5 protein-coding genes and 5 pseudogenes are annotated in these 12,043 nt (G+C 61.0%); 8 read left to right on the plus strand and 2 right to left on the minus strand.

Annotated features, from left to right (window positions below):
- A partial coding sequence (locus NKJ23_RS33685; RefSeq protein WP_352496692.1) for a thioesterase domain-containing protein occupies positions 1-1,042 on the plus strand: 1,042 nt, incomplete at its 5' end.
- A gap of 369 nt (positions 1,043-1,411) precedes the next feature.
- A pseudogene (locus NKJ23_RS33690) lies at positions 1,412-2,483 on the plus strand (IS5 family transposase).
- Positions 2,484-2,628: 145 nt separating this feature from the next.
- On the opposite strand, the pseudogene NKJ23_RS33695 reads toward NKJ23_RS33690, so the two are convergent.
- Positions 2,629-3,675: pseudogene (locus NKJ23_RS33695) on the minus strand (IS110 family RNA-guided transposase).
- Between the two features lie 597 nt (positions 3,676-4,272).
- Between NKJ23_RS33695 and NKJ23_RS33700 the strand changes: the two are divergent.
- Complete coding sequence (locus NKJ23_RS33700; RefSeq protein ID WP_352496693.1) at positions 4,273-6,018, plus strand: non-ribosomal peptide synthetase; 1,746 nt, start codon at positions 4,273-4,275, stop codon at positions 6,016-6,018.
- Entirely contained in the window at positions 5,955-7,007 is a 1,053-nt protein-coding gene (locus NKJ23_RS33705) for a thioesterase domain-containing protein (RefSeq protein WP_352496695.1), read from the plus strand. Before NKJ23_RS33700 ends, NKJ23_RS33705 begins: the two co-directional genes overlap by 64 nt.
- An 82-nt stretch (positions 7,008-7,089) precedes the next feature.
- Here the strand turns inward: NKJ23_RS33705 and NKJ23_RS34835 are convergent.
- Positions 7,090-7,281 (minus strand): annotated as a pseudogene (locus NKJ23_RS34835) (hypothetical protein); the annotation flags it as partial.
- A gap of 752 nt (positions 7,282-8,033) precedes the next feature.
- Between NKJ23_RS34835 and ltrA the strand changes: the two are divergent.
- The 4 genes and pseudogenes from ltrA to NKJ23_RS33725 all read left to right on the plus strand — a co-directional run.
- Positions 8,034-9,208 (plus strand): annotated as a pseudogene (gene ltrA, locus NKJ23_RS33710) (group II intron reverse transcriptase/maturase).
- Between the two features lie 192 nt (positions 9,209-9,400).
- Positions 9,401-10,399 (plus strand): annotated as a pseudogene (locus NKJ23_RS33715) (IS256 family transposase); the annotation flags it as partial.
- A 500-nt stretch (positions 10,400-10,899) separates the two neighbouring features.
- Complete coding sequence (locus NKJ23_RS33720) at positions 10,900-11,601, plus strand: IS6 family transposase (RefSeq protein ID WP_023722851.1); 702 nt, start codon at positions 10,900-10,902, stop codon at positions 11,599-11,601.
- Between the two features lie 197 nt (positions 11,602-11,798).
- A partial coding sequence (locus NKJ23_RS33725; RefSeq protein ID WP_502902613.1) for a calcium-binding protein occupies positions 11,799-12,043 on the plus strand: 245 nt, incomplete at its 3' end.

Here is a 12,043-nt window from a genome sequence, read left to right on the forward strand (position 1 = left end):
GGCCGAGCTCCTCGGGGTCGAGCGGGTCGGACGCAACGACAACTTCTTCGAGCTCGGCGGCCACTCGCTCCTGGCGGTGCAGCTGCTCAGCCGAGCATCAGATCTTGGGCTGAAGTTCAGCACCGCCGACCTCTTCCAAGCCCCTGTTCTGACGGACTTTGCAACGAAGATTCACTTGGGACCACAGCTCAGCAATCCGGGAGTGATATCCGTTCAAGCAACCGGCTCGCAGCCGCCGCTGTTCTTTGTTCCCACAGGTTTGGGCGATTGTTCCTATGTCCCCAGTTTGGTAAAGGAAATGGACGTAGACTGTCCCGTCTATGCTTTGCCATGGCCGTCTTTCGATGAAGTTCGTCCACCAACCCTTGAGGCGATAGCCGCGGAGATCATCGTGGCGATTAGAGAGATTCAGCCCCGGGGTCCATATCGATTGGCTGGATACTCATCAGGCGGAATATTGGCTTACGCAATCGCACAGCGATTGCTGAGTCTCGATGCCGCTGTGTCGTTCATCGCTCTCATCGATGTTACGCTACCTGCAAATCCATCAAGCATATCGCCCACCCAAATGATACGAGAAGTAGTACTGGATTCTTTTAAATCCTTGGATGATGAGAGCTTCGAAGTGTTGGAACGCTTTACTAGACAAAGTTCGATCGCACAGCTGCTTGAAAAGGCACAGCAAATCGGGGCGATACCTCTGGATCGTGATCTCCAAAACGTTGTTCTGATGTATGAAAAAAGCGCGCAATTTCATGCGGCGCTACAGTCGTATCGGGTTCCGTCGCTGCCAATTGAGGTACATCAGTTTTATGCCACTGAGCCTCTCATCAGTCGTCGGGTACCACCTGATGAAGCCTCAATAGGTCCAGAGGCAAGCTCACCCATGCGCGGTTGGGACCGGGTTCTAGGTGCGGCGGCCATTCATGCTGTGCCGATCCCAGGTAGGCACGATACATTGATGAGCGTTCCACAAAACCGCGTAGTTCTGGCACGCTCCATATCACGAGCCTTAGGTGGTGTGGACTCTAGGCGCACCTGATGCCACTCAGAGTCCTCTCTGATTGGGGTCGTTTAGGTCAAGCTACTCCTGCACTTTTTTCTGGACCGTCCCGCAGGTCACTCGCTTCTCTTCGCGGTCGGCGCTCTGGCCGCCGCATGATGGGGATTCAGAAGAATGGGTGGAACAATCTGTCGAGCGCCTTGATTGCCGATGATGGGCAATCGAGCCAAGCCAGTCGACGAACTTACCTCATCCTCGTCCCGCGAAGGACAGCTTTCCACCGGTGGGCGGAACTCGTGTCGTCCCCGTCTATCGGGGCGATGTTTATCAATTGGACACCTCGAAAAACCTGCCAATCGAGACCGCATTTTGATTCACTTCGCCTGGTGATTTGCACGGAGGCGTTGGATGCGAGGCCAGGCTGGATTCTGGGACATTGACGAGCGTTATGTCCGGCTGAGCGCGGCCGGCGATCCACTGGAGAAGCTGAACGCGGTGGTGCCTTGGGAGGTTTTCCGGAAACCGCTGGCCAAGGCGCTGAAGCGCTCCGATGGCGCCAAAGGCGGCCGGCCGCCCTTTGATGCGGTGATGATGTTCAAGGTCCTGGTTCTGCAGGCGCTCTACAGTCTCTCGGACCATCAGACCGAGTTTCAGATCCAAGACCGGCTTTCCTTCATGCGTTTCCTCGGGTTGGGGCTCGGCGACAAGGTGCCCGACGCCAAGACGATCTGGTTGTTTAGGGAGCACCTCACGCAGGCCCGGGCGGTGGACAACCTGTTCGCCCGTTTTGACAAGCACCTCACCAAGGCCGGTTATCTGGCGATGGGTGGCCAGATCGTGGATGCCACGATCGTGGCGGCGCCGAAGCAACGCAATTCCGGTGCTGAAAAGGCTGACATCAAGGCAGGAAAGGTGCCGGACGAGTGGCAGAAGAAACCAGCCAAGCTGCGCCAGAAGGACCGGGACGCGCGCTGGACCGTGAAGTTCTCGAAGGCCAAGGCCGATGAGGAGGGAAAGACGAAGCAGCGCGATATCGCCGTTCCCGCCTTCGGCTACAAAAACCATGCCTCGATCGATCGTCGCCACGGCTTCATCCGCGGCTGGAACGTCACCGGCGCCTCGGCTTGGGACGGGGCGCAGCTTCGCAACGTGCTGGACAAGAACAACACCGGCTCGACGGTATGGGCCGACACCGCCTATCGCTCGAAGAAGAATGAGGCGTGGCTGGACAAGAACGGCTACGTCTCCGACATTCATCACAAGAAGCCGAAAGGCCGGCCGATGAGCGAGGCGATGGCACGGGCCAATGGCCGGCGCTCAAAGATCCGCGCTTTCGTCGAGCACGTCTTCGCGCAGCAGAAATCCCGCATTTGTCCGCACGATCGGCATCGCTCGCGCCTGCACCAAGATCGGCATGGCCAACCTCGCCTACAATCTCACCCGCTTCGTCTGGCACCAAGGGCGAACTGCGTTCGCCTGACGGCGAGAGCGGCGGAAAACGCCGCCGCGATGCCGAAATCGGCAACCAGCATCAGCCCCAACGACCGAAATCCAGCCCGCTGTTCGCAACCTCATTGTCGCACCACCCACTCTGGAAATGCCGGTAGTTCGAGGTGTCCAATTGTTCAGCCGGCGACCGGCTTGATTTCCGTCCTGGTCCAGCGGAACTGTGTGCCGTCGCTCCAGATGCGATGCGTGATCACCGCCAGCCGGCGGGCGAGCGCAACGATGGCTTTCTGCTGGCCGCGCCGCTTGGCGACGTCCATCGCCCAGGCCTTCAGCCAGGACCATTTCGTCACCCGCGTCAGCAGGGTCTGCGCGGCTTCGTAGAGCAACGTTCGCATCATGCCGTCGCCGCACAACGAGATCCCGCCCACCCGGCGGCTTTCGCCCGATTCATGGAGCGCCGGCGTCAGGCCCAAAATCGGACCGACCGACTTGGAGTTGCGGAAGCGGGCGGGGATATCGATCATCGCGGCGTAGGCCAGCGACACGACGGGGCCGACAACGGGGATCGACATCAGCTGGCGGCAAACCTCATCGTCCCGGACGATCGCCAGAAGCTTGCGGTGCAGGGCGGCATAATTCTGGCGCAGCTTGCGGCGCGCGTCGAGCAACGGTTCGATGATCTCGGCCAGATCGGGCATGCCTTCGGTGAGCTCGCGGATCCGCTCCTCAAACTTGACCGCACCGACCTTGCCAACCTTGAGACCGAAGTTGCGCAACAGCCCGCGGATGTCGTCTCGATGGCAATCCCCTTGTCCTTTAAGAGCTTGCGCGCCGTCAGCAGCGCCCGGCGCTTCTGGCTCGTCAGGGTCTTGACATGCACCGGGCGGAACAGATTGACCCGCATCATCTGCGCGATCCCGCGCGCATCAGCCATCATTGCGGTCGGTCTTGTTCACCTGCGCCTTCAAGAATGCTTTGGTGTGACGTGTCTCAATGCAGATCATCGGCAGGCCGGCTTTGGCAAGGCCTTCGAACAGCCATTGCGACAAAGGTCCGGCTTCAAGCCCGACGCGTTCCAACCGCCAGGCGGGATCCTTGAGGACCCGCGCAATATCCTCGGGATGGGTCAGCACCTTCACCTCGCGGCACACTGTGCCCATTTCGTCGACGATGCAAATTGCGGTCTCCTTCACCGAGACGTCCAATCCTGCACAATGTTTCATGCTTCGCTTTTCCTTCCTGATGGCTTGTGGCTGTTCCGGGGAACCGACCACGGTTTATCATCAGCTCGAAGCGCAGCACCTTGATGGCGTCACCGCCAAACGATGAGGCTCAAGCCGAATACCCCATCGTGTGCCACGAAAGCAAAGCAAGGAGATCAGAATGTAGGATCACTTCGCAGCAGCTATGCTGCACGAGAGATGAGGGCAGGTCCCTCGGGCTCGGATTACAGGATCAGGGTCCAAACCGCCACAAGCTGCGTCGGCACAACGGCCGGGGTGGTGAGCGTTGTGGAAAAGTCGGGTCACGAGCCCGGCAGGTAAGTTGCGGGAAGGCGAACGCGAGTGAACCGCTGATGACGTATCGAAAATTCGGACAGAAGTTGTCGAAACCAGAGATGGATGGGATTTCTGGGATAAGCCCGGCGGGTGCCTGCATATTGGCCGGGCGGCAACCGGTACAAAGGCGGCGCGAGCCCGTGATAGGCTCTTGTGCGGAACGTGGGAACCTGTGTCACGATGCTAAGGGAGAACCCGGAGACGGCAGCCCCGTCGAGGGCAGAGTACCAATGCGTGACATAGGGGCGGACGGGTTGGCCGGTGCGCGCGCTCGACATTCTTCCGCCCGAGGAGCGGACCTACCTTTTGGAGGAGCTGAACCGGACGGACGCGGACTATCCGTCGGATCTTTGCATCCACGAGCTGTTCGAGCAACAGGTGCGCCGGACGCCCGAGGCGGTGGCATTGGTGCATGAGGGCGAGGCGCTGAGCTATGGCGAACTCAATGCCCGGGCCAACCGGCTGGCCCATCATCTGATCGCCCTTGGGGTCAAGCCGGATCAGCCGGTGGCGATCTGCGTCGAGCGCAGCCCGGCGATAGTGGTCGGGCTGCTGGCGATCCTGAAGGCGGGCGGCGCCTATGTGCCGCTCGATCCGGCCTATCCGAGCCCACGGCTCAACCAGGTGCTCGCCGATGCCGCCCCCAAGCTGCTGCTGGCCGATACGGCCGGACGCGCCGCCCTCGGCGCCGAGGCGCTCGCCAGCCTGACGGCGGTCGACCTCTCGGGCGGCGCGCGTCCATGGGCCGGCCAGGGCGCTGACGACCCCGACCCGCGCGCGCTGGGGCTCACCCCCCGCCATCTCGCCTACATCATCTACACCTCGGGCTCCACCGGGACGCCCAAGGGCGTCATGGTCGAGCATCAAAGCACCGTGAACCTGCTGCGTTGGAGTAGCGGCGTCTACGCGCAAGCGCAGACCAGCCGCATGCTGTTCTCCACTTCGATCAGCTTTGATCTGTCCGTCTACGAGTGCTTCGCTACCCTGTCACAGGGCGGCACGCTCTATCTCGTCCACAATGCGCTGGCGCTGGCGCAAACGCCTTTGGACGTCGCGCTGATCAATACAGTCCCCTCTGCGATCGCCGCTCTGCTCGACAAGGAAGCAGTCCCCGCCGCGGCAAGCGCCATCAATTTGGCGCTGAGCGCAGCTCTGATCGAGAGAATCTTCGAGCACAGCCGCGTCGAGAAGATCTGTAACCTATACGCCCCTTCCGAGACAACGACGTACTCGACCTGGATTTGCATGCCCAGGGGAGACACCGTCGTTGAAACGATCGGGGGTCCGATCGCCAACACGCGGATCTATCTTCTGGACGGTCATGGTCAGCCGGTGCCGTTCGGGGCGGTGGGTGAGCTCTACATCGGCGGGGCCGGCGTTGCGCGCGGCTACCTGAACCGGCCCGAGCTGACGGCGGAGCGGTTTTTGGCCGATCCGTTCAGCGATGAGGCAGGTGCGCGGATGTATCGGACCGGCGATCTGGCGCGCTACCGGCCGGACGGCAATCTGGAGTTTTTGGGCCGCAACGACGAGCAGGTGAAGATCCGCGGCTTCCGCATCGAGCCGGGCGAGGTCGCGGCGCGGCTTTGCGAGCACGAGCTTGTCGGCGATGCGGTGGTGGTGGCGCGCGCCGATCGCACCGGCGGCCGGCGGCTCGTCGCCTATGTGGTGGCGAAGCCGGCGGACGGATCGGACGAGGCCGATGGCGCGCAGCTTGCTGCCTCCTTGCGCGCCCATCTGGGTAGCCTGCTGCCCGACTACATGGTGCCGAGCGCCTTCGTGCGGCTGGATGGGCTGCCGCTGACACCGAACGGCAAGCTCGACCGCCAGGCGCTGCCGGCCCCCGACGACGAGGCCTATGCGCGCACCGCCTATGAAGCGCGCAGGGCGAGGTCGAGACGCTGCTGGCCGGGATCTGGGCGGAGCTGCTCGGCCTCGAGCGCATCGGGCGCCACGACCACTTCTTCGAGCTCGGCGGCCACTCGCTGTTGGCCGTGCAGCTGCTAAGTCGAGCTTCAAACCTCGGACTGAAGTTTAGCGCCAGCGATCTCTTCCGGACACCCATTCTGAAGGAGCTTGCATCGAAGCTCAATCGGGAACCACAACCAAGTAATCCGGGAGTGATTTCCATTCGTCCGGCGGGATCGCAGTTGCCGCTCTTCTTTTTTCCGACAGGGTTGGGAGACTGTTCCTATGCCGCCAAATTGGCAAGCGAAATGGACATAGACTGTCCCGTCTATGCGGTGCCATGGCCGGATTTCGATGAACTTTATCCACCAACTCTCGAAGAAATAGCCGCGCAGGCAATCGAAGTGATGAAAGAGATCCAGCCGTTGGGGGCTTATCGCCTCGCGGGATACTCATCAGGCGGGATCTTGGCTTACGCAATTGGGCAGCACCTGTTGAGGCTACGCGAAGCTGTTTCATTCATGGCGTTCATCGATGTTACGCTACCTGCAAATGGCTCGAGCATATCGCCCATCCAGGTGGTCAACAAACTGGTTCTGGAACGCCTCGAATCGTTGGAAGATGAGTGCTTCGCAGAGCTTGAACGCTTCGCTGAACAAAGCTCGATTGCTCAGCTGCTTGAAAAGGCGCAGCAAATTGGAGCGATCCCTTCAAAAGGCGATCTCCGAGACGAAGTGATGATGTATGAAAAAATCGCTCGGTTCCACGGAGCGCTGCAGGGGTACCAACCTCCTTCCCTGCCAGTTGGAATACATCAGTTTTATGCCACTGAAATTCGCCCCCTTCGTGGCGCACGCGCCAAGAGTTCAATAGATCCAAACGCAACTTCGCTCATGCGGGGGTGGGACCGGATCTTAAGTGCGGCGCCTATTTATGCCGTGCCGATTCCTGGCGACCACCTGACCATGGTGACCATTCCAGAAAACCGTCGGGTTTTGGCTCGAGCCATTTCGATGGCTTTAATCAATTCACGTAGAACACCGGGGGTTTCGTCGCAAACTCCAGCTGAGGTGGCAAAGGCAGGTTGAGCGTCAGGCGGCGCTCATGCGGCGAGGATTTCGAACTGCTTGGCAATGGAGGGCGTCGGAGAGACCGGTAACTTCTCCGGGGTTACGCAGCGCACAGTAGGGGCGGTTTGGGCTTGAATAGTGAGGGCACGCTCTGCTCTGGTGCTCGAAATCGTGCCCGCAGTCGGTCGCGAAGTTCCCTATTCATCTCGGCTGTCCGAACCTGCATCAGCATGTGAGCACCGTGGAGAGACCAGCGCATCTGCTGCTTCTTGACCATGCTGTCGCTTGGCAGTTAACCGTAAGAATGCAGTCGTTTCGGGTTTCGGTCAGGATTGGCACTTAATTTGAGAACCTGGAAGTCCGGATTCTCAAATTAGTGCGCCGGGAGACCGGCAAGGAGTAGGTGGTGGAAGTCCACTGCGATGAAGGAATAGCGATCCACATCGGCCCCGAGCCGTGCGCAGACATCCGCGAGGATGCCGGCGAAGCGTCGGTAGGGGAGTGCATAGGCCAGCCATTGAGCCACGAAAGGGAATTTGTTCCGGATGCCGACGCCGTTAATTTAGCGGAAGGCGAAATGGACGGGCGCGTTTTCGCGAGCGCCTGTTCGATCCGGCGTGGTCTGAGACCCTGGCATGTGCGGAAGCTCCTTGTGCGGGAACCGGGAGATCTCTGGATTGGCCATACGCCCCAGGAGTACGGGGGGATGGTCCGCAACGGGAAGGCGAGGAGCCGTAGCCGTTGATGCACGATCCAGAGAAGTCTGACTCCGGCATAGTAGCTGCGAAGCCGACGAACAAAGCCGGACAACCGGCGGCGGAGCTGGTGGAGCCAAGGCCGGGGACCAAGGGGAACGCGGAACAGCAACACATGCACCGGACACAGAGCCGGGCTCGCATGTCCCAGTCGCTGGATCGCGTACGGCAAGCCGCAAGGCTGAGGAAGAAGGAGAAGTTCACCGCGCTCTTCCACCACATCAATGTCGATACACTGCGGACGGCGTTCTACGTGCTCAAGCGCAAGGCCGCTCCCGGGGTGGATGGCATGACGTGGCAGGATTACGAGACAGACCTTGAGCCTCGGCTCAGGGACCTGCACGAACGGGTTCATCGGGGAGCGTACCGCCCGCAACCGTCTCGCCGGACGTTTATACCGAAGGCAGATGGAAAGCAGCGGCCGCTGGCGATTGCCGCTCTGGAAGACAAAATCGTCCAAGGGGCAACCGTCATGGTGCTCAATGCCATCTATGAAGGCGACTTCTGCGGCTTCTCATACGGGTTTCGGCCCGGTAGAGGGTCGCACGATGCATTGGATGCACTGTGCGTAGCGATCAACACGCGGAGGGTGAACTGGATTGTAGACGCCGATATCCAGAACTTTTTCGGGAGCGTCAGCCAGGATTGGCTCGTTCGCTTCGTGGAACACAGGATCGGCGACAAGCGCATCATCCGCCTGATCCGGAAATGGCTGAAGGCGGGCATTCTCGAAGACGGGATCGTGACGGTAGATGACAGGGGCACGGGTCAAGGCTCGGTGATTTCGCCGCTTCTGGCCAATATTTCCTGCACTATGTCTTCGACCTGTGGGTCAACCGCTGGCGACGGCGCGAGGCCACCGGCGACATGATCATCGTGCGCTATGCCGATGATGTAATCGTCGGCTTCGAGCGCGAGGGCGACGCCCGTCGTTTCCTCGATGCGATGCGCGCGAGGCTTGAGGAGTTCATGCTGTCGCTGCATCCGGAAAAGACCCGCCTGATTGAGTTCGGCCGCTTCGCGGCGGTCGACCGCAAGCAGCGCGGGCTCGGCAAATCGGAGACCTTCGCATTCCTGGGCTTTACCTTCATCTGCGGTAAATCGCGAAAGGGGCGCTTCCTGCTTAAGCGGAAGACCCGAGGCGACCGCATGCGGGTGAAGCTCAAGGACATCAAGGCGGAGCTGCGGCGTCGGATGCATTGGCCCATCCCCGAACAGGGGAAGTGGCTGAGGCAGGTCGTGACAGGTCATTTCGCCTATTATGCGGTCCCGACGAATGGCGGGGCGCTCGCGGCGTTCCGGCACCATGTGACCGATCTCTGGCGGCGGACGCTTCGGCGGCGCAGCCAACGAGACGGCTTCACCTGGGCCCGCATGACGAAGCTGACCGACGACTGGCTCCCCAAACCACGCATCCTTCACCCGTGGCCCAATGCGCGCTTCGCCGTCAGCCACCCAAGGTAGGAGCCGAGTGCTCGAATCGGGCTCGCTCGGATCTGAGCGGGGGGCGCCCAGTAATGGGCGTCCCTACCGCGATAGTGTATGGCTAACCTGCTGAAATCATTGACAAGCCATTCTCATAATTAACTGCCAAGCGACAGATGTTCTTCGGTAGGGTTGGGTTGCTGACACAACCTGATTCGAAGGAAACCACCGATGACCGACGACATGATGAACCTGCGCGCGCTCGTAGAGAAGAGCCCCGACGCCGATATCCTGCGCGACATGATCGGCTTTGCCGCCGAGCGGCTGATGGAGCTGGAGGTGGGCGCCGCCACCGGCGCCGCCCATGGCGAGAAGAACCCGCTGCGGCTTGCCCAGCGCAACGGCTATCGTGACAGGGGCTGGGAGACGCGGGCCGCCACCGTCGAGCTGCGCATCCCGAAGCTGAGGAAGGGCTCCTACTTCCCGGGCTTCCTGGAGCCGCGGCGCATGGCCGAAAAGGCGCTGACCGCCGTCATTCAGGAGGCCTACATCCAAGGCATCTCGACCCGCTCGGTCGACGACCTGGTCAAGGCCATGGGCATGAGCGGCGTCTCCAAGAGCCAGGTCAGCCGGCTGTGCGAGGAGATCGACGACAAGGTGAAGGCCTTCCTCGACCGGCCGATCGAGGGCGACTGGCCATACGTGTGGGTGGATGCCACCTACCTGAAGGTGCGCCGCGGCGGGCGCATCGTCTAGGTCGCCGTGATCATCGCCGTCGGCGTCAACTCAGACGGCCGGCGCGAGGTGCTGGGCATGGAGGTCGGCACGTCTGAGGCCGAGCCGATCTGGACGGAGTTCCTGCGCAAGCTGACCCGTCGCGGCCTGCGCGGCGTCAAGCTGGTCGTGTCCGACGCCCACGAAGGCATCAAGGCGGCCGTCACCAAGGTGCTGTGCGCGACATGGCAGAGGTGCCGCGTGCATTTCATGAGGAACGTCCTGGCCCATGCCGGCAAAAGCGGGCGCCGTGTCGTCTCCGCCTTCCTCGCCACCGCCTTCGCCCAGGAGACGCCGAAAGCCGCCAGCACCCAATGGCGCGCCGTTGCCGACCAGATCCGGCCGAAAGTGCCCAAGCTCGCCGTCATCATGGACGACGCCGAGCCCGACGTGCTGGCCTACATGACCTTCCCTAAGGAGCACCGCGCCAAGCTGCATAGCACGGATGACATCGACGGATGACATCGACAAGCCTGATTTCGACTTTTTCGATTCCTGTTGCGTTTCTTTGTTCGGCTCAGATGAGCCTGTTTCTTCGTCCCGGCCCACAGGATTTCCCACGCGAGCGTGTCGAGACGCAGTCAAGGCTGGCCGGTGCGATGGCGCCACGGCCGGCTGCGAGGTTTCCAGGCCACGCCTTGACGGCGTCGAGCACGGCGCCATTCTGGAGCGGACCGAGGGCGTCGGTCGTGCCGCCAGATTTCCTTGTGCTATATTTGTCCGGCACGGACGACCACGTGGCAAAGAGTGGTGCGAGAGGATGAGAGTGCCGCCACGCAGCCGTTATAGTCGTTCCTCGTTTGTGGCGTCCGTGCGCCGCTTCGGCCCGCGTGACCGCCAATGCCGAACCATTAGCTCGTAGGCACGTTCGGCATTCTCGGCCGCGGCTTTCTCGCTGTTTCGCAACGGCATCGTCAACTTAACGAAGCGTGGATACCGATGTGCGATGACGGGCTATGACAGAGCGTGACCCACTCTACCGCCGCCATCGCTTCCCCGCCGAGATCATCGCCCATGCTATCTGGCTCTATTTCCGTTTTCCTCTCAGTTTGCGAATGGTCGAGGACTTGCTGGCGGCACGAGGGATTATTGTCTCGCATCAGACAGTCCGGCTTTGGGCAGAGAAATTCGGGCGGACCTTTGCCAGCGAGATCCGCCGCCGCTCAGCGGGTCGGCTGGGTGACAAGTGGCATCTCGACGAGGCCGTCGTTTCGATCCGCGGCAAGAAGCACTGGCTCTGGCGCGCCGTCGATCAGGACGGTTTCGTCCTGGAGGTTCTGGTGCAAAGTCGTCGCAATGCCAAGGCGGCCAAGCGTCTGATGCGCAAGCTGTTGAAGGGCCAAGGCCGCGCGCCGCGCGTGATGATCACCGACAAGCTTCGGTCTTACGACGCTGCAAAGCGAGAGATCATGCCGGGCGTCGATCACCGTTCGCATCAAGGCTTGAACAATCGGGCGGAGAATTCCCATCAGCCAGTCCGGCGACGGGAACGGATCATGAAACGCTTCAAGTCACAACGCCATTTGCAGCGCTTCGTCTCAATTCATGATCCGATTGCCAACCTGTTCCACATCCCCCGCCACGAAATCTCCTCCAGCCATCATCGCGAACTGCGTTCAGAGGCAATGAACCTCTGGGCAAAAATCGCGCGGGCTTGAACCGCCGTGGGGCAAGCGGGCTACGACCGCCTCGCGCTCTTTAAGTTTACGATGCCCCCGCAACTGCTCAGCAGAAGGAAGTGAACGTGAGTGCATCCATTTCGTAAATGTGTGTCTATCCAAGCAATCGATTTCTCTAATTATCCGATGAGGAATATGAACGCGCCAGGCAGGGTGCATCATTAGGAGTATTTTCGATGGCAAACATTATCGAGGGTGGCCCGGGTTCCGAAACACTCCTCGGCACCGAGCTTGAAGATTGGATGGAGGGTTTCGGGGGCAATGACTGGATTGACGGTCGTGGCGGCAACGACGAGATCTCGGGTGGCGCGGGCAGTGACCGAGTCATCGGCGGCGAGGGTAACGACCGCATCTTCGGCGGAGATGGCTGGGACGATCTCTCCGGCGACAACGGCCGCTTCAACGCGCGCATCTCCGGTGA

It is taken from the genome of Mesorhizobium sp. M0184 (assembly GCF_040322215.1).
Lineage (GTDB): Bacteria > Pseudomonadota > Alphaproteobacteria > Rhizobiales > Rhizobiaceae > Mesorhizobium.

What these genes read in the sequence shown, in the direction of transcription:
- NKJ23_RS33720 (WP_023722851.1), top strand. Translation starts at nt 10,900, where the DNA reads ATGACAGAGCGTGACCCACTCTACCGCCGCCATCGCTTCCCCGCCGAG.